Origin of the sequence: Bacillus sp. FSL E2-8900, from assembly GCF_037966225.1 — a bacterium.
GTDB classification, from domain to species: domain Bacteria; phylum Bacillota; class Bacilli; order Bacillales; family Bacillaceae_G; genus Bacillus_A; species Bacillus_A cereus.
In genome coordinates this window covers 1656645-1679087 of the sequence record NZ_CP150193.1, presented here as the reverse complement: position 1 = coordinate 1679087, position 22443 = coordinate 1656645, and the positions used below count along the sequence as shown (strand labels likewise).

Genomic DNA, 22443 nt, shown 5'->3' with positions numbered 1-22443 from the left:
TTTACCTTTTCTTCATTTACTTTTTATTTATCTCGTAAGTTTCTTCCCGTCAATGTAAGGAATACTGTTTCTAAGTTGGGAGCCTGCTCCTCTAATGAACGAATTTCAATATCATGATTGATACAGTGTTGAATGATTTTATTTAAATTATTTAATCCCGCATCAGAATTCACTTTAATTACGTTTTCTTCAATTTTAACTGCTTTCACACCGTTTATCTCTTTTAATTTTTCCACGTCTAAATTTTCCACCGACTTCACTTCAATCCAAATATCTTTCGTATCAGTAATAATCGATTTTAGTTGTTCTTTCGTACCTTCTGCAATCACTTTACCGTGATCTACAATCGCTATTTTCGTACAAATCTCTTCTACCTCTTCCATGTAGTGACTCGTATAAATAATAGTGCTTCCCATTTCATTTAACTTCCGGACAGACTGAAGAATATAGTTTCTTGACTGTGGATCAATTCCAACTGTCGGTTCATCCATAATAATTAACTTCGGTCTATGTGCAATTGCACAAGCAATATTCAATCTTCTTTTCATCCCGCCAGAAAAGTTTTTCGGATAACTTTTCTGTTTATCACTAAGTCCTACAAATTGAAGTGCTTCCTCTACTCTCGCTCTTAGTTCGGCCCCTCTTAATCCGTACAATCCAGCAAAGAATTTCACATTTTCATAGGCAGTTAGCTCTTCATAAATCGCAATATCTTGCGGAACAATACCGATATTCATTTTCGCAAATCGATTATGTTTCTTTATATTTTTTCCTAGTATGCTAATTTCACCTTCATTACTTCTTAACAAACCAGCAATCATATTTATCGTTGTACTCTTACCAGCACCATTTGATCCTAAAAAGCCAAATATTTCTCCTTCTTTAATAGATAAAGACATATTATCAACTGCGATGAAATCACCAAATTTTTTCGTTAAATTTTTAATTTCTAATGTATTCATCATTTCACCCCTATTTCGGTTTCTCTGCTGTTATTATAAACAAAAAGAATGAACCTGCTCAGTGCAGAAATTCATTCTTTTCACATGAGAATATTCACTTTTTTCATATGAGATGGTTCATCTTCATCCCATTCTCTTATATCGGAAACAACATTGTCACTGAAAAACCACTTGTTCCATCTACAATAATTTTTCCGTTTACTGATGCTGTTCGCTCCTCCATCCCCATAATACCGAGACCTTTCTTAACAAAAGCTGCGCCTTTCCCGTTATCCTTCACTTGCACCTTAACCATCTTGTTAAGCACATGAATATCTATAGAAATAACTGTCGCATCAGCATATTTCATTGCATTTGTTAGTGCTTCTGTAACATTTTCACCGATAATTTTCCACTGAATGGGAGAAATCATATCTAAGTTCCCTTTGTATACAAAAGGAATATTCACATCATTCTTACCGGCAAATTCCTCTATGAATAATTTCATACGATGAATGCCAATTTGCTCAGTTGGTGGCTTCATATTTTTTAATGTAATGCGAATACTTTCAATTCCATCTTTTGAAATGTGAATTGCATTTTGTAATAACTCCGCAGATTTTTCTTTATCTATTTCCATTAATCTTTTTGCTGCTTCCATTTGAATAAGTGCACCCGTCATCGAGTGACCAATTTTATCATGAATTTCTTGCGATAACCGATTTCTCTCTTCTAGCTTAAATGTGTATTCAGATTGTCTTATGTACTCTTTATTTTCATGTAAGCTTTTCGTAAGTCGTTGCATATCTTTTCGCATCTTATCATTTTGCGATTCAAGCTTTACTACACGCGATATATATCGATCTGCCATAGTTAAAACGAGAAAAGAAAATGCAACAATTAATCCATAAGTCATTCGAATACTTTCATCTGCAATCGTAATTGGGAGCATCATAACGACAAAGCGTGGCCAATTCTTTTCTATGTAATGGAATGTAATTTCGTATAAGTTCAAAGGTAAAAACAAAATAAAAAATGGATGAACCCTCCATGTAAATAACATAACTATGCCAATGGACATACAGATTAATATTTTTTTATACATATCTTTTTTAAATATAGAAATCATTACGTTTACAGAGAGGTAAATAAGTAATGTAAATATAACCCATGGTAAATTTGCTACATTTGCGTAAATATAACTAAACACAATATATAAAAAGACAATTAATTTACTTACAGTTAACCAAAACTCCATATCATTAATCTACTTTCCCTGTTAAGTAATAAATCGCAATTTGTGTGCGATGTTCAAGTCCAGTTTTCCCTAAAACTGACGTAATATAATTTGCAATTGTTCCCTCAGATATAAAAAGCTGTTTCGAAATTTCTTTATTTGAGAAACCTTTTGCAATTAATGCGATAATACTAAGCTCCCTTTCTGTGAAAAGACTCTTATCAATTTTACATTCTTCCTCTTTACTTTCCATTAAATTAGACTTAATTTTATCGAGGACAACATCTTGCATAACAGTTTGACCGTTATATACTCCTTTTATCGCATCACGAATACGCTCCGGATCGTTATTTTTTAATAAATAACCTTTTGCTCCGTTTTTTACTGCATCCAAAATATACTCATCATCATCAAACGTCGTTAAAATAAGCGGTTTTGTTTTCGTCTCTTCACAAATGAACTTCGTCGCCTCTACACCGTTCATATTTGGCATACGAACATCTAAAAGAGCAATATCAACTTCATGCTTTTTACAATATGCTACAGCTTCTTCCCCATCATTTACAGTATCTACCACTTCGAACTCTTCGTATGTATTTAAAATAATTTTCATGCCTTCTCTAATAAAAGAGTTATCATCCGCTATTAATATTTTAATTTTCATGTTTGTTAGTATGGCCCTTCCCCTACTAACATTCACATCCTTTCTTCCCGTAACATTTCCTACTTGCTCATTATATACTTCTCTTTACCATTTTTTCACACCTTTTTTCATCTAGCTCTCCTACAAAAAATATATTATTCTTTTTTTACAATATGTGTAGGGTGACTTATCATTCTTTACGTCTATATAATAGAATGCGTCAAAAAGGAGGGAGAGACCGATTGAGGAAAAACAATTAATTGAAAAAGCAAAGCAAGGAAGCGAGCATGCTTTTCGTATCCTTGTACAAACATATCGTCATTATATTTTTCAAGTTATCTTTTCTATTTTAAGACATGAAGAAGATGCGAAAGATGTTACACAAGAAGTATTCGTAAAAATTCACACCTCTCTCCCAAATTATCAATTTCGCGGATTAAAAACGTGGATGGCACGTATTGCCACCAATCACGCTATTGATTATAAGAGAAAGAAAGCTAGAGAAAACGAAGAACTCTCCTTATGTAAAGAAACAGAGGAAAATATAAAATCCTCTCATAACATTGAAGCTTTACTATTGACGAAAGAGCAAAAATTACTCATTGCTCAAAAACTGAGAGAACTTCCCGAAAATTACCGTGACGTCGTTCTCGCACATTACTTAGAAGAAAAAAGTTATCAAGAAATTGCTTTACAGGAAAACATCGAAGTAAAAACAGTCGAAATGAAACTGTATCGGGCACGAAAATGGATTAAAAAACATTGGAAGGAGGAAGAGTTTCTATGATGCATTATTCAAAAGAAGATTGGCGCAATTATACATTAGATTTTATAGAAAGCAATGAACGTGAATCTATGGAAGAACATCTTTATGAATGTGATGATTGTTTAGCACTTTATATGGAAAGTATTGATGAACAACATGAAAACCTTCCAATGATAAATGATGATTCATTTACGAACGAAGTTATGACGCAAATTAATTTTGAAACACTACAGTCTAATAAAAATATAAAAACAAACTCACTAAAGCGCACAATCATTCACTACATAATTGCGACTGCGGCTACAATTATTTTTATGGTAAGTGGTTTATTCCAATATATTTTTACAGCGACATCAAATTTCGAGAAATCTTCAAAACATAACGAGTCTTCTATTTCACAACAAATTGTAAACAAATCGGTAGACACATCCAAAAAGAACGGAGGTTCAAAGCATGAATAAAAATCCCTTTTTAGCACTTGTATTAGGGCTAATTCCTGGGCTTGGACATTTATACTTAAAAAAGCTAGGACGGTTTATTTTATATAGCGGAGGATCTTTATTTCTATTCTCCTTTGCAGTATTTTGTACAATAGTAGTAAGAGAACGTGATATTGCTTTTCTTTCTCTATTTTTACTAGCCGTTCTATGGGCAATTAACTTACTAGATTTAGTTATCACCATTATAAAACAAACGAAAAAACAAGAAGCTGGAGAATTGATAACTTCCTCTAAAGAGAGCGAACGATTTTATATCATTCTCCTATCTATCATCCCTGGACTTGGCCATTTCCAATTAGGACTTATGCAACGCGGTCTTACGTTTTTAGTCGCTTGCGCTGGCTTAGGCAGCATGATTATATTTGTGACTTTATTAACATCTCAAGGAAGTTTCCTTATCTTCCTTATTACGTTACCTGTTTTATGGATTTATAATTTCTTTGACGTTGTTCAGCAACTACAGAAAAAAGAACGCGACGAGCAATTAATTGATCGTACTATTTTCGAAGATTTTGAAGAACATCAAGAGCAGGGAAAGAAAAGTAAAACATTTGCTTCTATTTTAGCGATGTTCCCTGGAGCAGGTCATATGTATTTAGGCTTACAACGCCGTGGTCTTCAGCTTATGGCAGCCTTCTTACTATCTATTTATTTACTCGACTTATTAAGACTTTCTGCATTTTTGTTTTTAGTACCAATCATTTGGTTCTATAGCTTTTTTGATGCGTTACAGCAAACAGCAAAATACGGAAAAGAACGAGTTCAAGACGAACCCATTATCGATTATTTTATAAATCATCAAAGATGGATCGGTATCGGATTAATTACACTCGGTGGTTATTATTTATTAAATCAAACAGTCCTTCCTATTTTGAATGATTATTTTGCAACTATATTTAATATTCATCTTAGTGAACTATATTATCGCTATTTCCAAACATCTATCGTTGCGCTCCTTTTAATTGGCGGCGGCTTTAAATTGTTACTTGGAAATAAAGAAAACAAAGGTGGGACAAGCGAATGAGGACTTGGCGTGTTGGAACATTCTCAATGGGGCTTTCTATTATATCGTTAGGATGCTTTTTACTATTTTCAGTCGTAAAAGGAATTCAAGTATTAGATACACTAACTGCATGGTGGCCAGTTTTACTTATCATACTTGGAGCCGAAGTTTTACTATATCTTCTATTTTCTAAGAAGGAACAATCATTTATTAAATATGATATTTTTAGTATTTTCTTTATCGGCGTTTTAGGAAGCGTCGGAATTGCTTTTTACTGTTTATTATCAACTGGATTACTAGAAGAAGTTCGTCACTCTATTAACACAACGAGGCAAACGAGTAATATTCCAGACGGACAATTTGATATACCTGAATCTATCAAAAAAATCGTAGTAGATGCAGGACATCAACCTCTAACGATAGAGGGAAATAATACAAATCAAATTCATCTTTTGGGAACTTATGAAATGACAACGAAAGCAAATGAAAAACTCAATTTAAAACGAGATGATTTCCTTTCAGTTCAAACGGCTGGAGAAACGATGTATATCACTTTAAAATCATTACCTGTTCAGCATACGTTATTTAATTCAGCACCACAGGTGAAACCAACGCTTGTTCTTCCGCAAAATAAAAATGTGGAAATCCGCGCTTCAAATAACGAACTATCTCTTTATCCAGGTCAATTACAAAATAATTGGTTTGTACAGGAAAGCTCAAGAGTGTCTGTCCATCTTGCAAAAGAAAGTGATGTATCTTTAACAGCAGTAACGAATCAAAAGGAAACACATAGAAGTACACCTTGGGAACAAGTAGAAGATTTAACGAAAAACGAAAATACTTCTTCAGAAGAACATCCAGAATTAAACAGCCAAGAACATTGGTATAAAAATTCGATTAAAACTGGAAATGGGACGTACAAGTTAAATATTGAGAAAGCTTATAATTTGAATATGAGTGTTCTCGAAAAATAAAAAACCTTCCGCAATTGCGGAAGGTTTTTCTCATATAATCGCTTTAATTCCTTCTAACACTAATCCAATCATAAATCCGCAAACAGCCCCGTTTACTCGAATCCACTGTAAATCTTTACCGACGTTATTTTCAATCATTTCGATTAACGTCTTATCATCTAACTTATCAAGGTTTTCTTGTACAAGCTTACCAATTTTCGAATGGTTCTTCTCAACAAGACTTACAACTTGTTTTTGTAACCAATCTTCTATTTTTTGAACTGTCTGTTCATCTTCTTTTATTTTATTCATTTGTTTTTGTAAAAATGGAATAACATATTTATCAGTAAATTCTTCATTATTTACAAAAGCAACTGCTCTTTGCTGTACTTGCTCTAGCATCTCTTTTATTTTGTCAGTAGCATTCCAATTGGCAATCCATTTTTCTTTCCAATTTTCTAATTCTTGTAGTAACGCTTCATTTTCTTTTACATTTATAATTTCTTGACGAATTTTCGCTAATATAAGTTGTCTCGTGCTATTATCTGCATCTTGTAAGCTGTTAATATTGCTAATAATAAACTTCTGCAAAATGCCGCCAATTTTATCTTCATCTACAATATTCATAAACGATTTCAATGTAAACTGTAAGAATCCATCTACTTTTATATTTTCCATCGCCTTCATACCTAAACTTCCAAGCTGGTAGCGTGCTTCATCTTGCGCTGTCCAATCTTTCACTTTTACTAAAATGTAATCAAGTGTCTTCTCATCATATTCTTGCACAACTAATTGATCAACAAGCACTTGTAAGATGTTACTTGTATTAATTGTATGTAAATACGCCTTTAATTCTTTTTCAATAATAACCGCTAATTTTTCTGTATCGATTGAAACAATCGCCTTCTCAGCAATCGTTACAATGCCTTTTTTCACAGCATCAGACTGTATTTCTCTCTCTGCAATTTGTAGCACCATTTGTGCTAGCTGCATTTCTTTTACTTTATTCGTAATACTTTCTTTCGTTAGCCACTCATTTTCTAACGTATTGATGAGCCCTTTCGTTACTCGTTTACGGTTTTTAGGTAACAAAGCTGTATGCGGAATTGGAATTCCCATCGGGTGACGGAATAATGCTGTAACTGCGAACCAATCTGCAAGCCCGCCAACTAACCCAGCTTCAAATCCCCCTTGTATAATCTCTCCAGCTATCGTTCCTTGAAAAGGGATAGAAGCCGCAAAGCCTACACCCATAACCCCAAGCGAAATACCCGCTATATATTTAGTCTGTAATGACATCGTATACACATCCTCTTATTATGTAAAATAAAGCTTTTTGTTGTATTTATTCAATATTAGTTATCCTTTATATATACTATAAAGAACTATTGTGAAAATAACAAAGATTTTTATGTACATGAAAAAATGAGGCTACAACTAGCCTCATTTTTCTTATACCGTTAATTCCAAACCTTTCCTATAATATTCATTCATTACATCTTTTGGAACCATACTTCCACCCGTTCCCCACACAATATGAGTACCTTTTTTCACCTTCTCTGTTAACTGTTGCTTTTGTAAATACTCATCTTCTTTACATACTTTCACTGGCCCTATCATACCTGCTAGTGCAGAAGGCTCTAAATAAATATTCTCCGTATCAGCTAGTTCTTTTAACAATCTATATAACTCTTCATCGCTTACTGTGTAATTCCCACTCAAAAATGGTTCCATCGTTTTCCCGACAAATCCAGATGGCCTTCCTACCGCAAGTCCATCCGCATCCGTTACATTATCAATTCCGATATCTTGAACGGCAATTTTGTCATGAAGGCCTGTCATTAAGCCGAGTAACATACATGGAGAGTGCGTAGGCTCTGCAAAGAAACAATGAACATTGTCTTTATACAATAACTTTAAACCGAATGCTACTCCACCCGGTCCTCCTCCCACTCCGCACGGAAGGTAAACAAATAAAGGATGGTCTTTATCTACTACAACCTCTAACTCTTCTAATTGCTTTTGTAATCGTGATGCAGCTACTGCGTATCCTAAAAATAAATCATGTGAGTTTTCATCGTCTACAAAATAACAGCTAGGATCCGCATCCGCTTGTCTTCTTCCTTCTTCTACTGCTTTACTATAATCATCTTCATATTCAATAACGTTTACACCTTTACTTCTTAATAAATCTTTTTTCCATTGTTTCGCATCTGCTGACATATGAACCGTTACGTTAAAACCTAGTTTCGCACTCATAATCCCAATGCTTAGCCCTAAATTTCCTGTTGAACCGACCGCAATTGAATATTTGGCAAAAAACTCTCTACATGTATCACTATCTAAAATGGAATAATCATCTTCTTCTGTTAACATACCATGCTGCAAAGCTAATTGTTCAGCATATTTTAGCACTTCATAAATGCCACCCCTAGCTTTAATTGATCCTGATATTGGAAGATGACTATCACATTTTAATAATAATTCTCCTGAAATAGGTTGCTTGTAAGTTGTCTCTAAAGCTTCTTTCATAGAAGATATTTTCACTAAAGGTGATTCGATTATGCCGTTCGTCCCTTTCGTTTCAGGAAAAACTTTCGCAATATATGGTGCAAAACGCTTTAATCTCTCTTCCGCATCTTTTACATTCTCTTCATTAAGTGGTGAATCTTTTATTGCCCTTTCATACTTTTCTATGTGTGGGTTTATCCAAAATACTTCTTCTGTTGCAATAAGTTTATTCACTAATGGGTATTCTGCTTGTAATGCCCCTATTTCTTTCATTTTGTTTCCTCCTTATATCCTTGTAGCTCACCATATAATAAATTATAATTAAATTAATTTTAATATAGTTTAACACAAATCGTTCACTTTAGTTAATTTTAATTTAATTTATTTAAATATAATTTAATAATTCTTAAGGAGATTTTCATTATGGAAAATATAGATATTGGTAAAAAAATTGAAAAACAAAGAAAAGAAAAAGGTTTAACTAGTAAAGAACTAGCAAAGATGGCCAATATTACACCATCTATGTTAAGTCAAATTGAACGTGGGTCCGCTAACCCTTCTATTCAAACATTAAAAGTGCTTGCTAAAGCTCTTGATGTGCCAACATTTAGCTTTTTACTTGAAGATACAAATACAGACGATTTAATTGTACGTTCCCATAAACGAAAGAAAATGATTATCGATAATTTATCATATGAAATGCTTTCACCTGATTTCACTGGAAATTTAGCAACAGCAATTATGACCGTCCCGCCTAATACAGCTTCATCAGAAAATGTGCTAGAACATAAAGGAGAAGAATTAGCATTTGTCTTAGAAGGGAAAATCACATTATATTTAAATGAGGAAGAATACGTATTAGAAACTGGTGACAGTGTAAAAATACCTGCTTATTTAAAGCATAAATGGGTGAATCATTTTGAGAAAAATGCGGTAGTCTTATTTTCTGTTACTCCGCCGATTTTTTAATATATGTAATAAAAAAATAGCCATGTACGGGGAATATCCGTTAATGGCTATTTTTTATTTTTTAGGCACCAACAAAATCCCTAAACTAATAATACAAAAGCTCATTATTTGCTGTGCTGATAGACCAAACAGAACCGAATTTTGTTCACTAACAAGCGAAATAATAATATGAGCAAACCCCTCAACAATTAGAAAAATACTTATATTCCTTCCATTTCCGAACCTTTCATTTTTCATCCATAACAAGCCCATTATACAAAGAGCAAGGATGATCTCGTATACGAAAATAGGGTGATATAATAGTTTAGATTCATATATTTTCATTCCCCATGGTAGTGTCGTTTGTGCACCTACTTCATGATGAAATAGAAAATAAAAGATAATGCTCACACACAATCCAAAAGGGAGTACATCAAGTAAAATACGAAGCGAAAATTCTTCCTTCTTACTTTTCCAAACAATGTATACACTAGCAATTACGCATCCTACTACAATATGTTGCATACTTCCAACAGCTAATAATGCTTGCACTGGCGATCCAAAAGCCCATACAGGATTTAAAATTGCTGGTGCAAACTTCCATACAAATACGATGATAAGAAACGCATTTGTTACGGCATCCATCATTTTTTCATATGATACATTTTGATGCCTCATCTTTCGTTTCATCAACATAAATCCAAATAGACTTCCAATTATAAGAGATACGGGTTGTAATCTCACGATCCACTCCATCATCACGAAATCCCCTTTTAGCTCTCAATCAATTTCTTAAATTTCTTTTCTAATTGATCTGGTGGCAATACACCTCGTACATGATCTACTATAATTCCATCCTTATTAACAAAAAATGTCGTCGGTAAAGAGAATACTTTATAATCTAGTCCAGCTACTCCGTCCATATCTAGTAGAACCGGAAACTCAAATCCATAGCGATTAGCAAATGCGCTTGCTTCTTGTACTGGGTCACTAACAGTTGCATTCACCGCAAAAATTTCAACATCCTTTTTATATTTATCATACATATGAACTAAGTCAGGTGCCTCCATTTCACACGGCCCACACCATGATGCCCAAAAATTAATAATATATGGTTTTCCCTTGGCATCATTTAACGACTGCAACTTTCCGTCTAATCCTTTTAATGTGATGCCAGGTGCTTTAAAACCTACTTGTGGTAATACCTCTTTCTCTTGTAACTCTGCTTGCTTTGCTTTTCTTTCCTTTTCTTCTTTCTTTGAATTATAAAAGTTAACCCCCGCCCAAGCGAGAGCACCTACTAGTATAATAGCAATTAGTTTCTTCACTTTTCTTCCTCCTCATTTTTAAAAACCTGTAAATCCACCGAATAGACGAATAAAGAATGCTGTAATTTTCGTCATTTGATTTGTATACAATAAAATACCTGTTACAATCATCATTCCACCGCCAATTTTCATCATGACATTGGCATATGTAACAATCCATTTTACCTTCCCAATAAAGAATGCCATCACGAAAAATGGAACCGCAAACCCAAGAGTATACGCTGTAATATAAAGAAGCGCCCCTTCAGGATTCGTCGCGCCAAGCATGAGTACAGCTGAAAATATCGGTCCAACACATGGCGTCCAACCTGCTGCATATGTCATACCGACTAAAATCGAGCGAATATATCCAGTCGATTTACTTCTATACTGCACCTTTTTCTCTGCCATAAGCCACTTAGGCTGAAACAAGCCCGTCATAAATAGCCCCATTAAAACAATAAAAATCCCACCAATTTGTTGAATCAATTTTTGGTTAGATGAAAATGTTATTCCAATCCAGCTTACCGATAAACCTAACGCGTAAAATATAACCGAAAATCCGATCATAAAAAATACTGTATGTATAATCGCTGATTTTTGCATAATCCCACGATTTTCTTTTAAATCTTGAATAGACACACCTGTAATATAAGATAAATAAGATGGATATAGCGGTAAAGAGCACGGTGATATAAATGACAATACTCCCGCCCCAGCCACAAGCCAAATTGTTAAATCTGCTGCATTCATTTTATTCCCCCTAAAACACTACAATAAGTAGTGTTTATTCTTAAAAAAAGAGGCTATATGCACTCTCCGACAATAAGTACAACCGACATACAGAATAAACCTACTGTTACATATACCGAATTCGTATGTAATGGAATAGTAAGCTTAACAACCTTTTCATTTAACACTTGCTCGATTCGTAAATTTATTGCTGTTTTTGCAAATGAAGCTGTAACACATCGATTTTCCATTTTCTTTATTTTAATTAATTTTAATAACGCGCTACCTAACTCAAATGAAGATTCCATTTTTTGCATCGCATATTTATCAGCAGCTAGCTCCTGATACGTATGATATCGCTGTAACAACCCTTTTAATATCGGTATGTACATCATTCCTTCTGCTAATAGCGTAAAACAAAATAATTTTAGCGGATCCCAATTCTTTTGATGATATTCTTCATGGAAAATAATCGCATCAATTTCTTCATCTGAAAATGTTTGAAGCAACCCTTCCGACATGACAACTTTCGGACGAAATAGCCCAATTGTAAATGCCGCAACTTCCGTAGTCGGCAATATATATATTTGTTTTCTTTTTCGGACGAAAGGGATAAGTACTTTTTGTAATTTTTTACTATAGAAAAATTGTCGCCAAATTCTTTTGCACACGATTAATACAGTAAGTAGTAATAATCCAGCGATTATAATACGAATCAGCGATAATTCTTTCATATGTTTTTCTAACTGGAACAAGCAAAAATTTGAAAGAAGGAACATCTTATTTTGAAACAGAAATGGATATGTAACGTAATACACTAACATACTGAAAAAGAGGATACTAACAATTACTGCTAACAATACGATTTTACGCATTTGCCATTTCATTTCATTAATCCTCTCTTTTTAACTGACTCAATTTGTCTTCTAACTTTTTTATTAAAGTCGGATCAGCCTGCTCTAACTCATCTAACATATGATTTACAACTAAATCTCCAAATTCCCCCATCAATTCCTGTGTCATTTTCTTCGTTTGATTGGATAAGAATTCTTCTTTTGTTTGTACAGCACGATATATACCACTTCTTTTCACAGTCTGTTTTTCTAAGTGTAATTTCTCTACTAACCTGTTCATAACTGTCATAACAGTGTTAAAATTCACAGGTGATTCTTCACTTAATTTCTGCTGCACTTCTTTAATAGTAATACCATCGCTAGACCAAACAATCTCCATAATTTTCGCTTCAAGCGGTCCAAAGAAATGATTTAACCCGTGCTCATTTAACTTATAGTTTTGAGTAAACATTGTACAACTCCTTTCACACTACGAATTGTAGTATAAATTAAATGAAAGGTCAAACGTAAATGATATATATGAAAATTAACTACCCATAAATACATAGGCTATTCCATTCATTTTAAACCTAATTTTTCTCCAAATGTATCAAAAAGATACTGCTCTAATATTTGTACACTAAACTTCTCATTACGTCCAAGTGCAAATAATTCCCGATCTTTCGCTACGATAGTATCTAACGGAATAGCTACATTATCCACTATTTTTGTAATTTCAATTATATTACTTTTTACATTTACTTCTGTTTTAAATTCAACGTTTTCTAACACTATATGTGAACGTCTTCCTGATGCAAAAAAAGTAAAATTAGGATTTTTAACAACGCCAATTTCAGTCTCTAACGCATATAAATAGTGAAAAATTACATCTCTGTGTCCATCTTTTATTATTTTTTCATCCTTCTCATCGTCTAAGTATTCTTTCAGCTTCGTTGTAAATTCAAATCGAAAATCCACTTTTTTCACGCTCCTTCTTTGCATTTCATATTAAATAAATATATTGAAATAATTTTAACATATTGTAATACAACTTCCTATTAAAAGTAAAAACTGTTTTAAAAAATCGCTATTATTTCCGATACCCTTTTAAAATATAAGTATAAATTCAATATGAATCAATGCGTCATTATATCTATTTAAACATATTTTTTCCATATTTTGAAACATTAGTATGAAATATTATATATCAATGTATGGTTTCTAATGCATTGGTATATATAGTCAGTAGTTTCTTTACTATTCCGATATACTTAAGCTACATTTTCTAATTATTGATTACATTACGGAAGGAATGTAACTCTCTTCTATCGAATTTTTATATAACAAAAATAATTAGGTGGTGCTTTACTATGAAATTAGCTGTCATTGGTGGCGGTGATTTACAAGATTCAAATCACTTGCCTATTAATGAACGCCTTATAGAATTAACAAATAAACAGTACCCAAAAATATTGTTTATTCCAACGGCTAGTCATGATGATGAAAGCTATATAAAATTATTTTTAGACACGTTTGAAAAACAATTACATTGTGAAGTACAAATTTTACGCATTACAACAGATTCACCTTCTAAGTATGAAATAGACGAGATGATTCATTCAGCCGATTTAATTTATCTAGGTGGCGGGAACTATATTCACATGCTTACGCAATGGAAAGAACATAGACTCGATGAAAAATTATTATTGGCTCTGCAACAAGGAACACTTATTGCTGGTTATAGCGCTGGTGCTATGTGTTGGTTCACGTCTAGTATCCGATCAGATTATGAGGGTTCTGGTTATATAGAGAGTAACGGTTGGGGAATTGTTAATAAAAGATTCTGTCCACATTATAATCAATTAAACAGAATGAACGCCTTCCATTCCTTTTTACAAAATCATCAAGGGAATATAGAAGGAATTGCACTGGAGGATAATTGCGCTTTATATATTACAGAGGAATCCTTTGAGATTATCGGTGAATCGGAAAAAGCATGGGAGTTTTATATGAGTGATAAAACACTCATTAGACAACATTTTGATATAACTTTAAAAAGCTATTTATAAACCTGAACTTACGAAAAAATGTCCCTAAGTCTAATAACTTAGGGACATTTTTCTATTTAACTAACTAATCGTGTAATTCGTTTCTTTTGCCATGAAAGCTTATAATATGCATACTGTAATATTAAGCTGACAATAAATGCTGCTGGATACCCGATCCAAATGCCTTCTATTCCAAGACTTGTATGGTAAGAAAGATAATATGCTACGGGTACTTCTACAAGCCAAATTAAAACAACTCCAATAACAGTTGGCCAAAGTACTGTACCGCTCGCTCGCATTGTCGCACTAATAATTTGTGCATGACCGAAAATTAAATAACTCCATAATGTAATCATAACTAAGCTATGAGCAATTTCAATAGTAGTTTGACTCGTTAAAAATAGTGATAAAATGTCTCTTGAGAATACGTAAATAAGAGATATTAACACACCACCGATGACGTAGTTCATAATAATTCCGGCCTTCACAACTTTCTGTAATCGATCAAATTGATTCGCACCAATCGATTGTGCCGCAAAAATGGAAACTGTAATACCAAGGCTAACTGCTGGCATTTGTACATAACTTGCAACTTGATTCACAACGCCGTAAGCAGCTGTTGCATCCGAACCGTAACGATTTACAAATGCGATTACGGCAATTTCAGATAATGAAACTAATATCATATTAATACTCGCTGGAATACCGAGCCTTAGTAATAGCTTTAATAACTCCCCATCCATTCGAAGGTATTTTCTAACCGTTCCATCTAGTTGTAATGGGTGATTTTTCTTCTTTAAATACACAAGCATGACAATAAACGTAATAACTGTAGATATAACAGATGCATAGGCCGCTCCATACACATCTAATTTCGGAGCTCCTAACCATCCAAAAATAAGAATCGGTAATAAGATCATATTTAGCGCTGTACTTACAATTAAAAAGTAAAATGGCGTTTTAGAATCTCCTGTACCTCTCATAAATGTTGTATATGCGAAATATAAAAATAATACTGGCATCGATATAAATAAAATCCGTGCATAATGTACACTTATTTCAATAATATTTTCTGGCGTTCCCATTAGACGCATAATATCCATCGCAAAAATACTGCCTATTATCGCCAACACAACTCCAATAATAAAGGTAAACGTCAACGTCGTACCAACGATAGCTTTTAAACGATCTTCGTTTTTAGCACCAAACGCCTGACCAATTAAAATAGAGCTTCCTGAACCGATACCAATTACAAATGAAACGAGCAAGAAAAATAATGGGAAGAATGCTGATATAGCCGCTAAATCATTAACTCCAAGCCATCTTCCTACTACTACCATACCAAATAATTGTCCAACCGATTGTAGTACATTACTTAATAATAACGGTACTAAAAACATCGACATCGATTTCCAAATCGGTTTACTCTCACTTTCCAACTTATGTGACTCCGCACCTTCTTTATTGTTATCTGCAGGTGGTTTCAAATGTCATTTCTCCTTTTATTAAAAATCTATTTTCAATCTCTATCTCTTTGTATAGTTGTTATAATACTGTGCTTCTATTCATTTTCTTTTCGTATGATTATAACTTCACCCAATATTGACTTCCATCAGCTGTTCTATCTAAAAATCCATATTCGATTAAATACCTTCTTAAAGTTACAAAATCAGGGTATACATTTTCTATCACTGTATTTACTTCTTTTTCAGTATACTTTTTATTACTATCAAACTTCTTCACTAAATGGCGCAATATAATTAATTTACGCTTTTGTTTCTTCGGAAATTTAGAGAGAGGTCCATCCAATCCTTCTGGAAAATGAGCTTTTAATACTTCATTATTTTCTTCTTCCGTAATATTGTATCGATCATCCACCATCGTTGCTGTTCTATGAATTGGCACAAATTTCGTTTGTACTTTTGATTTTTCTTCTGATAATTCCATTAGCGCTAAAAATACTTTTGCTTGCTTCATTTTCTCTCGCAGTGTAAATCGATGATTACGAATTGTTGATGTACTCCCGCCATCCAACTCTTTTACAATTTCTTTATCATTCAGTCCCGTATAGAAAAACTGAACCATTTTCTTTTGTAAATCCGTTAATCCAGTAAATTTCTTATCCATATTTAGCAAATAATCAAACATAGACGTATGCTCATTTTGAATATGCAATTGGACGAACTTCTCTGCTTCATACAAAACTTGATTATCTTGATAAATAACACCTTTAATAAATGTTTCACCACAAGCTAAGCAAATGTACCCCTCTTTTTCTTCATCAAACACATACCCTTTCTTTAATTCCTCTATTGACGCATCCCAAAACTTCTCTGAAATATCGCTCATACTAAACACTCCTTCAAAATGTTTATTTAAAAACCAAACAAATCACTATATCGTTTATTATCACTTCATCATCTTATCACAACACAAACAAACATTTCAACGTTTCGTTTGCCCATTTTATAAACTTTTATAAAAACATCTATCGAAAGGATTTAATACAACGAAAAGCGAATATGTTTATACAAATTCATTTTATAGGATGTAAAATAGAACATGAATATTCTTCAAGACCTATGGTTTACCGTTAAGTAAATTGCAAAGAATACATATGCGATTAGTGAATATGAAACCGGTATTCACTCATTCCAAAACTTCAGTATTCAATTTTAACTACAAAAAAGATGTTTCCGTACAAGAAAACACCTTTTACTTTTTATCCCGCTATTTACCGGGCAGTAAGCCTCCCACTGATTAACGTTTCACTTTATATATTCTATTTACAGTCTCTACTAAAACCTTACTTGCTTGTACAAATGTATGCTTTCGATTTCTATCTTCAACAAATTTATTAGCACAACTACTCATAATCATCATACAACTAATTATGACTAACGCTATCTTTCTATTCTTGTAAGTCACTTTATGCCACTCCACTATTACAAAACTTCTTTTGAATTTATCCCATCAAGAAATTTTACATGAATAATAAAACGTATGAATATGCAATTCTGCATATTCATACGTTTTATCACAATGTTATGATTTAATTTAGTTAAAGGACAAGTATACTGAGGTGACTAACTTGAAGTTTAAAGCGAAAAAAAATCCATTCCACGTCATTTTCATTACATTATTTATAATTATTTTTTTCATTTCGCTATTCTTCCAAAATGAAAATTCTATTTTTTTCACCCTCATGATGCTATTAAACATCGTGAATCTTTCTTCATTCTATTTCTCTCACTACAACATAACGGAATCATCTCTTGTTGTAAAACACGGTTTCATTTTTCATACTGAAATTCCATTTGAAGATATTCGTCACGTTAAATACTCTGGTAAAAAACTTCATTCAAAAAAATGGACTAGACAACAATTAGAAATCCATTACAATTTATTTGACTCAGTGACCACTTTCGTACCACTAGAAGAAGAAAAATTCATTTCACTCTTAAAAGAGAACTGCCCACAGATGAAAGTAATGAATACGCCTGCTAACAAATAATATATTTTGAAGCTTGTAGTATTGCAAGTAGATGAAACATAAAAATGAACATCAAAAAAGCCAAGATTCTATACTAAGAACCTTGGCTTTCTCTATTACTCTTTTGGAGCAATCATTTTCTTTGGATCTACAATTTCATCAAATTGCTCTTCTGTTAGTAGCCCAGATTGCAATGCTGCTTCTTTTAAAGTTAACCCTTCTTTATGAGCATGCTTCGCAATTTTCGCTGCATTTTCATATCCGATATGTGGGTTTAGCGCTGTTACAAGCATTAGTGAACGATTCACATTTTCATTAATTACTTCTTCATCTGCTTCAATACCAACTGCACAATTGTCATTAAACGAAACAATTGCATCCGCTAATAAGTGAGCTGATTGTAAGAAGTTATAGGCAATAACAGGTTTAAATACATTTAACTCAAAGTTACCTTGGCTCGCAGCAAATCCGATTGTTGCATCATTCCCCATCACTTGCGCTACAACCATCGTTAATGCTTCACTTTGCGTTGGATTTACTTTCCCTGGCATAATAGAGCTTCCCGGTTCATTTGCTGGAATAATAATTTCTCCAAGACCACTACGTGGACCACTTGCAAGCCAACGTACATCGTTAGCGATTTTCATTAAATCCGCAGCTAATGCTTTTAATGCACCGTGAGTATATACAACTTCATCATGGCTCGTTAATGCATGGAACTTATTTGGTGCAGAAACAAATTGTTTACCTGTAAATTGACTAATTTCCTCTGATACCATCTCACCAAATTTAGGATGAGCATTGATACCTGTTCCAACCGCAGTTCCACCAATTGCTAACTCTTTCATATATGTATTACTCTCTGCAATCATACGCTCTGTTTTTTCAAGCATACGGTGCCATCCGCTAATTTCTTGCCCTAAAGTTAACGGCGTTGCATCTTGTAAATGTGTACGACCAATTTTTATAATATGTTCAAATGCAGTTACTTTTTCTGCTAAAGTTTCTTTTAATTTCGTAATTGCTGGTAATACGTGATTTTCTACTGCGATTACACAAGCTACATGAAGCGCCGTTGGAAATGTATCATTTGAACTTTGTGACATGTTCACATCATCATTCGGATGAATATGTACCTCAGATCCCTTCTCTTTCAAAATGTGATTCCCACGATTTGCAATTACTTCATTCACATTCATATTTGACTGCGTACCACTACCTGTTTGCCATACGACAAGCGGAAAATGTTCATTCCATTTCCCTGCAATGACTTCGTCAGCTGCTGCAACAATTGCTTCTGCTTTTTCTTCTGATAGCTTTCCTAATTTTTGATTGGTAAGTGCTGCACTCTTCTTTAAAATTGCAAATGCTTTTACAATTTCAAGCGGCATTTGCTCTGTTCCAATTGGAAAGTTTTCTTTACTACGTTGTGTTTGTGCTGCCCATAATTTATCAGCTGGAACTTTTATTTCTCCTAATGTATCTCTTTCAATTCTGTACTCCATGTTTTCATCCCCTTGAAAATATAATACCTACATCTCTTATAATAACAGACTTTCTCTTAAATGATAAGAATTCTCACTCTTATATATAGATATTCTATATTTATTTTAAAAAATTCCTCTTGACCTAAACTTAAGTTTAGGCTGTATCCTTTCCATTGTAACCTACTATAACACTACTGGAGGAATTCAAAATGAAAAAATATGCTTTTATAACAGGTGCAAATAAAGGAATTGGATATGAACTTGTTCGTCAATTAGCAGAAAAAGATTATCACGTATTTTTAGGTGCTCGCAATGAACAACTTGGACAACAAGCCGTAGAATCTTTAAATGTTTCAAACGTTTCCTATATTCAAGTAGATATTTCAAATTCACAATCCATTCAAGAAGCAACAAAGAAAATTTACGAAACGACTGACCACTTACATTTATTAATTAATAACGCAGGCATAGCGCTAGACTTCAATATACTACCTAGTGAATTAAATATTGAAACTTTACGCCAAGGATTTGAAGTTAATTTTTTTGGAACTTTCCAAATGATGCAAGCCTTTTTACCATTATTAAAGAATTCGAGCAACAGTAAAATACTAAATGTAACAACTGACATGGCCTCACTAACAATGTTTGCTAATGGTGAAACACATCCAATTAATACACTAGGATATAATTCTTCCAAAACAGCTATTAATGCTTTAACATTAGCTTTTAGTAAAGAATTTGCCACTAACGGTCCAGAAGTATTTGGGGTAACTCCTGGTTTTACAACTACGGATCTTAATGGAAATTCCCCCGGTGGCCATACAACCACTGAAAGTGCTAAAATTATTATTAAATATGCATTAAGTGAAACAAACTATAATGGTAAAATACTTAACAAAGATGGCATTATACCTTGGTAATAAAAGGATGAATGATATGTATTATACAATTGGGCAAGTCGCCAAAATGCAACATTTAACTATTTCTCAAATACGTTATTACGATAAACAAGGACTGTTTCCTTTTCTGCAAAGAAACGAAAAAGGAGATCGAGTTTTTGATGAAGAAGCACTGAAATATTTAGAAATGATTTTGTGTTTAAAAAACACCAGTATGCCAATTCAAAAAATAAAACAATTTATCGACTGGTCTATGGAAGGAGAATCTACCATCCTTCAAAGGTTAGAATTAATGAAACAACAGGAGACCAATGTCTTACAGCTCATGCAAGACACTGAAAAAAACTTAAAAAAGATACAACAAAAAATTGCTAAATATGAGAATGAAATTACTTTAGCAAATGCTATTAAAAAATAAAAAAATCACCTTCTACATATTGTAGAAGGTGATTTTTATTTTATGATGCTTGCTTTCCTTTATCTGCATCATCTACATACCAGATGAATTTGCCTGTATATCCGTAAATAACTGCTAAAATTAACGATACGAAGCTTAACCACATAAACGGAACGTATGAGAACGTTGCTACACCTAAAATACCAGCCATAAAAATACCATTATCAGACCATGGAACCATACCTGAAGTTAACGTTCCACCTACTTCTGAGTTACGCGCTAATACACGACGGTCTATTTTTAATTTATCATAGCTATCTTCCATAATTTTTGGTGTTAAAATTAGTGATACATACATCGCACAACCAAATATATTAGCTAAGAATGCCACGATTAATGTAGACAATGTTACATTACCTGCAGAATTTAATTTCTTCTCAAATTTTGATACGATTACTTTTAAAACACCTAGTTTTTCAAGTAATCCACCAAATCCTAAACCGAAAATAATAACGGCTACTGAGCCAAGCATGCCGTTAATTCCACCACGGTTTAATAACTTGTCAACAAACTCAACACCAGATTGAATTGAGAATCCGTTATAAGCTGTTCCAATCGCCTCTCCAAAGTTCATCCCTTGGAAAAGAGTTGCCCAAATTGCACCAATTAAAGCTCCCATTGCAATTGTTGGCATAGACGGTTTCTTCATCGCTAATAGAACGATAACAATGACCGCCGGAACAAGCATCCATATTTTAATATCAAATTGCTTTAATAAAGCTTCTTTTAAAAATTCTACTCGATTCAAATCTACATTATCGCCGCCATACATCCAACCAGCTACAGTAAACATAATACTAGTAATAATATAAGCCGGAACATCTAATACGAGCATAGCTCGAACGTGAGCAATAACATCTACTTTCGCCATAGAAGCTGCAAGAACTGTGCTATCAGAAAGTGGTGATAATTTGTCGCCGAAATAAGCTCCTGAAAGAACTGCGCCAGCAACAAGCGGAAGTGGTAAACCAAGTCCTTCACCAATCGCCATCATAGCAATACCTGCTGTTCCCACTGTTCCCCAAGACGTTCCTGTTGCGATAGAAGTTATAGAACAAATAATTAATGTTGCTAATAGGAATATGCTAGGGTGAATAAATTCTAATCCATAATAGATTAATGTTGGTACTACCCCACCAGCAATCCATGTTCCAATTAAAGCACCTACTGCAACTAAAATCAGTATTGCTTCTAATCCGTTAGAAATCCCTTTCGTAATTGCATCTTGCAATTCTTGATAACGAAATCCTAATCTTAATCCAAGCGCAATTACTAAAAACCATGAAATAAATAGCGCTAATTGAATTGGGAGATCAAAAATCGTTTGGAAGGAAAAGACAACAGCAAGAAATAGTAATAAAAGAACTATGATTTCTAGCATCGATGGTAATCTTACACTTTTCATTTTTTTCTCTCCTTACAAGTCGATAACATGACGTATGTCGTCTTACATGTATGTAATATACAATTAGCGAAGACAAAACAAAATTTTCATATTATTTCGATTTATTTTTCCAGTATAATATATTCACAACCCTTTCTATTGTAAAAGTAGATTACGTTTTTCGCAATGAAAAATATAAAAAATGTTGTATTTTTATTTATCCCGATATTTCCGGCCAATAAGACCTCCGCCTTAAAATTCAGTAAGTGCAAAGCAATTAGTTAAGAAATTAACTACTGTA

At 33.3% G+C, this 22443-nt stretch carries 25 protein-coding genes; 9 read left to right on the top strand and 16 right to left on the bottom strand.

Going from position 1 to position 22443, the window contains the following annotated elements; translation table 11 throughout:
- Positions 1-23: 23 nt before the first annotated feature.
- The 3 genes from NST90_RS08765 to NST90_RS08755 form a co-directional block, all read right to left on the bottom strand.
- Complete coding sequence (locus tag NST90_RS08765; RefSeq protein WP_044306570.1) at positions 24-962, bottom strand: ABC transporter ATP-binding protein; 939 nt, start codon at positions 960-962, stop codon at positions 24-26.
- 136 nt (positions 963-1098) lie between these two features.
- On the bottom strand, positions 1099-2199 hold the full coding sequence (locus NST90_RS08760; RefSeq protein ID WP_000397683.1) for a sensor histidine kinase: 1101 nt from the start codon (positions 2197-2199) through the stop codon (positions 1099-1101).
- 4 nt (positions 2200-2203) lie between these two features.
- Positions 2204-2842: a response regulator transcription factor gene (locus NST90_RS08755; protein ID WP_000694093.1), complete on the bottom strand. Its 639-nt coding sequence runs from the start codon at positions 2840-2842 to the stop codon at positions 2204-2206.
- A 220-nt stretch (positions 2843-3062) separates the two neighbouring features.
- On the opposite strand from NST90_RS08755, the gene NST90_RS08750 reads away from it, so the two are divergent.
- Genes NST90_RS08750 through exsE form a run of 4 tightly spaced genes read left to right on the top strand, consistent with a single transcriptional unit; the run spans position 3063 to position 6064 of the window.
- Positions 3063-3608: an RNA polymerase sigma factor gene (locus NST90_RS08750; protein ID WP_306418681.1), complete on the top strand. Its 546-nt coding sequence runs from the start codon at positions 3063-3065 to the stop codon at positions 3606-3608.
- Entirely contained in the window at positions 3605-4048 is a 444-nt protein-coding gene (locus tag NST90_RS08745) for a hypothetical protein (protein ID WP_000972345.1), read from the top strand. The genes NST90_RS08750 and NST90_RS08745 overlap by 4 nt, the downstream gene beginning before the upstream one ends.
- On the top strand, positions 4041-5111 hold the full coding sequence (locus NST90_RS08740) for a hypothetical protein (RefSeq protein WP_044306572.1): 1071 nt from the start codon (positions 4041-4043) through the stop codon (positions 5109-5111). The genes NST90_RS08745 and NST90_RS08740 overlap by 8 nt, the downstream gene beginning before the upstream one ends.
- Entirely contained in the window at positions 5108-6064 is a 957-nt protein-coding gene (exsE, locus tag NST90_RS08735) for an exosporium protein ExsE (RefSeq protein WP_044306573.1), read from the top strand. The genes NST90_RS08740 and exsE overlap by 4 nt, the downstream gene beginning before the upstream one ends.
- A gap of 30 nt (positions 6065-6094) precedes the next feature.
- Here exsE and NST90_RS08730 read toward each other — a convergent pair whose 3' ends face one another.
- Together NST90_RS08730 and NST90_RS08725 are read right to left on the bottom strand one after the other, a co-directional pair.
- Positions 6095-7342: a DUF445 domain-containing protein gene (locus tag NST90_RS08730; protein ID WP_069604453.1), complete on the bottom strand. Its 1248-nt coding sequence runs from the start codon at positions 7340-7342 to the stop codon at positions 6095-6097.
- 153 nt (positions 7343-7495) lie between these two features.
- Complete coding sequence (locus NST90_RS08725) at positions 7496-8827, bottom strand: D-serine ammonia-lyase (RefSeq protein ID WP_044307077.1); 1332 nt, start codon at positions 8825-8827, stop codon at positions 7496-7498.
- Positions 8828-8977: 150 nt separating this feature from the next.
- Between NST90_RS08725 and NST90_RS08720 the strand changes: the two genes are divergently transcribed.
- Positions 8978-9523: an XRE family transcriptional regulator gene (locus NST90_RS08720; RefSeq protein ID WP_000427653.1), complete on the top strand. Its 546-nt coding sequence runs from the start codon at positions 8978-8980 to the stop codon at positions 9521-9523.
- A gap of 54 nt (positions 9524-9577) precedes the next feature.
- Here the strand turns inward: NST90_RS08720 and NST90_RS08715 are convergent, their stop codons facing one another.
- The 6 genes from NST90_RS08715 to NST90_RS08690 form a co-directional block, all read right to left on the bottom strand.
- Complete coding sequence (locus tag NST90_RS08715; protein ID WP_044307079.1) at positions 9578-10258, bottom strand: prolipoprotein diacylglyceryl transferase family protein; 681 nt, start codon at positions 10256-10258, stop codon at positions 9578-9580.
- 17 nt (positions 10259-10275) lie between these two features.
- Positions 10276-10830, bottom strand: coding sequence for a TlpA disulfide reductase family protein (locus tag NST90_RS08710; RefSeq protein WP_000733174.1), 555 nt, complete (start codon positions 10828-10830; stop codon positions 10276-10278).
- An 18-nt stretch (positions 10831-10848) separates the two neighbouring features.
- Positions 10849-11562, bottom strand: coding sequence for a cytochrome c-type biogenesis protein CcdA (gene ccdA, locus NST90_RS08705; RefSeq protein WP_000990443.1), 714 nt, complete (start codon positions 11560-11562; stop codon positions 10849-10851).
- A 53-nt stretch (positions 11563-11615) separates the two neighbouring features.
- A complete protein-coding gene (locus tag NST90_RS08700; RefSeq protein WP_044307074.1) occupies positions 11616-12428 on the bottom strand; it encodes a M56 family metallopeptidase in 813 nt (270 codons plus the stop codon).
- A gap of 4 nt (positions 12429-12432) precedes the next feature.
- Positions 12433-12846: a BlaI/MecI/CopY family transcriptional regulator gene (locus tag NST90_RS08695; RefSeq protein ID WP_000495053.1), complete on the bottom strand. Its 414-nt coding sequence runs from the start codon at positions 12844-12846 to the stop codon at positions 12433-12435.
- Between the two features lie 107 nt (positions 12847-12953).
- Entirely contained in the window at positions 12954-13352 is a 399-nt protein-coding gene (locus NST90_RS08690) for a DUF3942 family protein (protein WP_000347525.1), read from the bottom strand.
- A 392-nt stretch (positions 13353-13744) separates the two neighbouring features.
- Between NST90_RS08690 and NST90_RS08685 the strand changes: the two genes are divergently transcribed.
- Entirely contained in the window at positions 13745-14443 is a 699-nt protein-coding gene (locus tag NST90_RS08685) for a peptidase E (protein ID WP_000762111.1), read from the top strand.
- Positions 14444-14499: 56 nt separating this feature from the next.
- On the opposite strand, the gene NST90_RS08680 is transcribed toward NST90_RS08685, so the two are convergent.
- The 3 genes from NST90_RS08680 to NST90_RS08670 form a co-directional block, all read right to left on the bottom strand.
- The gene (locus NST90_RS08680; RefSeq protein WP_339201342.1) at positions 14500-15909 is read right to left on the bottom strand and encodes an MATE family efflux transporter; all 1410 of its coding nucleotides are present in this window, start codon (positions 15907-15909) and stop codon (positions 14500-14502) included.
- A 97-nt stretch (positions 15910-16006) separates the two neighbouring features.
- On the bottom strand, positions 16007-16771 hold the full coding sequence (locus NST90_RS08675) for a DUF2087 domain-containing protein (protein WP_001280279.1): 765 nt from the start codon (positions 16769-16771) through the stop codon (positions 16007-16009).
- 411 nt (positions 16772-17182) lie between these two features.
- Positions 17183-17350 (bottom strand): hypothetical protein, encoded by a 168-nt coding sequence (locus NST90_RS08670; RefSeq protein ID WP_000221433.1) that lies wholly within the window; start codon positions 17348-17350, stop codon positions 17183-17185.
- 163 nt (positions 17351-17513) lie between these two features.
- Here NST90_RS08670 and NST90_RS08665 point away from each other — a divergent pair, with 163 nt between their 5' ends.
- A complete protein-coding gene (locus NST90_RS08665) occupies positions 17514-17936 on the top strand; it encodes a PH domain-containing protein (protein WP_000669066.1) in 423 nt (140 codons plus the stop codon).
- A 95-nt stretch (positions 17937-18031) separates the two neighbouring features.
- On the opposite strand, the gene fumC is transcribed toward NST90_RS08665, so the two are convergent.
- Positions 18032-19420 (bottom strand): class II fumarate hydratase, encoded by a 1389-nt coding sequence (gene fumC / locus NST90_RS08660; RefSeq protein WP_000456633.1) that lies wholly within the window; start codon positions 19418-19420, stop codon positions 18032-18034.
- A gap of 191 nt (positions 19421-19611) precedes the next feature.
- Between fumC and NST90_RS08655 the strand changes: the two genes are divergently transcribed.
- Both NST90_RS08655 and NST90_RS08650 read left to right on the top strand, forming a co-directional pair.
- Positions 19612-20322, top strand: a complete 711-nt coding sequence (locus tag NST90_RS08655) for an SDR family NAD(P)-dependent oxidoreductase (protein WP_006923251.1) — start codon at positions 19612-19614, stop codon at positions 20320-20322.
- A gap of 16 nt (positions 20323-20338) precedes the next feature.
- The gene (locus tag NST90_RS08650) at positions 20339-20719 is read left to right on the top strand and encodes a MerR family transcriptional regulator (protein ID WP_016122254.1); all 381 of its coding nucleotides are present in this window, start codon (positions 20339-20341) and stop codon (positions 20717-20719) included.
- 40 nt (positions 20720-20759) lie between these two features.
- Here NST90_RS08650 and nhaC read toward each other — a convergent pair whose 3' ends face one another.
- Positions 20760-22163: a Na+/H+ antiporter NhaC gene (gene nhaC, locus NST90_RS08645; RefSeq protein WP_000843992.1), complete on the bottom strand. Its 1404-nt coding sequence runs from the start codon at positions 22161-22163 to the stop codon at positions 20760-20762.
- Between the last annotated feature and the right edge of the window lie 280 nt (positions 22164-22443).

Bases quoted from the DNA above. Each gene is read 5' to 3' on its own strand.
- exsE (WP_044306573.1), top strand. From the start codon at position 5,108: ATGAGGACTTGGCGTGTTGGAACATTCTCAATGGGGCTTTCTATTATA.
- NST90_RS08725 (WP_044307077.1), bottom strand. From the start codon at position 8,827: ATGAAAGAAATAGGGGCATTACAAGCAGAATACCCATTAGTGAATAAA.
- NST90_RS08695 (WP_000495053.1), bottom strand. From the start codon at position 12,846: ATGTTTACTCAAAACTATAAGTTAAATGAGCACGGGTTAAATCATTTC.
- NST90_RS08700 (WP_044307074.1), bottom strand. From the start codon at position 12,428: ATGAAATGGCAAATGCGTAAAATCGTATTGTTAGCAGTAATTGTTAGT.
- NST90_RS08715 (WP_044307079.1), bottom strand. From the start codon at position 10,258: ATGGAGTGGATCGTGAGATTACAACCCGTATCTCTTATAATTGGAAGT.
- NST90_RS08675 (WP_001280279.1), bottom strand. From the start codon at position 16,771: ATGAGCGATATTTCAGAGAAGTTTTGGGATGCGTCAATAGAGGAATTA.
- NST90_RS08755 (WP_000694093.1), bottom strand. From the start codon at position 2,842: ATGAAAATTAAAATATTAATAGCGGATGATAACTCTTTTATTAGAGAA.
- fumC (WP_000456633.1), bottom strand. From the start codon at position 19,420: ATGGAGTACAGAATTGAAAGAGATACATTAGGAGAAATAAAAGTTCCA.
- ccdA (WP_000990443.1), bottom strand. From the start codon at position 11,562: ATGAATGCAGCAGATTTAACAATTTGGCTTGTGGCTGGGGCGGGAGTA.
- NST90_RS08730 (WP_069604453.1), bottom strand. From the start codon at position 7,342: ATGTCATTACAGACTAAATATATAGCGGGTATTTCGCTTGGGGTTATG.
- NST90_RS08720 (WP_000427653.1), top strand. From the start codon at position 8,978: ATGGAAAATATAGATATTGGTAAAAAAATTGAAAAACAAAGAAAAGAA.
- NST90_RS08685 (WP_000762111.1), top strand. From the start codon at position 13,745: ATGAAATTAGCTGTCATTGGTGGCGGTGATTTACAAGATTCAAATCAC.
- NST90_RS08745 (WP_000972345.1), top strand. From the start codon at position 3,605: ATGATGCATTATTCAAAAGAAGATTGGCGCAATTATACATTAGATTTT.
- nhaC (WP_000843992.1), bottom strand. From the start codon at position 22,163: ATGAAAAGTGTAAGATTACCATCGATGCTAGAAATCATAGTTCTTTTA.
- NST90_RS08740 (WP_044306572.1), top strand. From the start codon at position 4,041: ATGAATAAAAATCCCTTTTTAGCACTTGTATTAGGGCTAATTCCTGGG.
- NST90_RS08655 (WP_006923251.1), top strand. From the start codon at position 19,612: ATGAAAAAATATGCTTTTATAACAGGTGCAAATAAAGGAATTGGATAT.
- NST90_RS08765 (WP_044306570.1), bottom strand. From the start codon at position 962: ATGAATACATTAGAAATTAAAAATTTAACGAAAAAATTTGGTGATTTC.
- NST90_RS08650 (WP_016122254.1), top strand. From the start codon at position 20,339: ATGTATTATACAATTGGGCAAGTCGCCAAAATGCAACATTTAACTATT.
- NST90_RS08760 (WP_000397683.1), bottom strand. From the start codon at position 2,199: ATGGAGTTTTGGTTAACTGTAAGTAAATTAATTGTCTTTTTATATATT.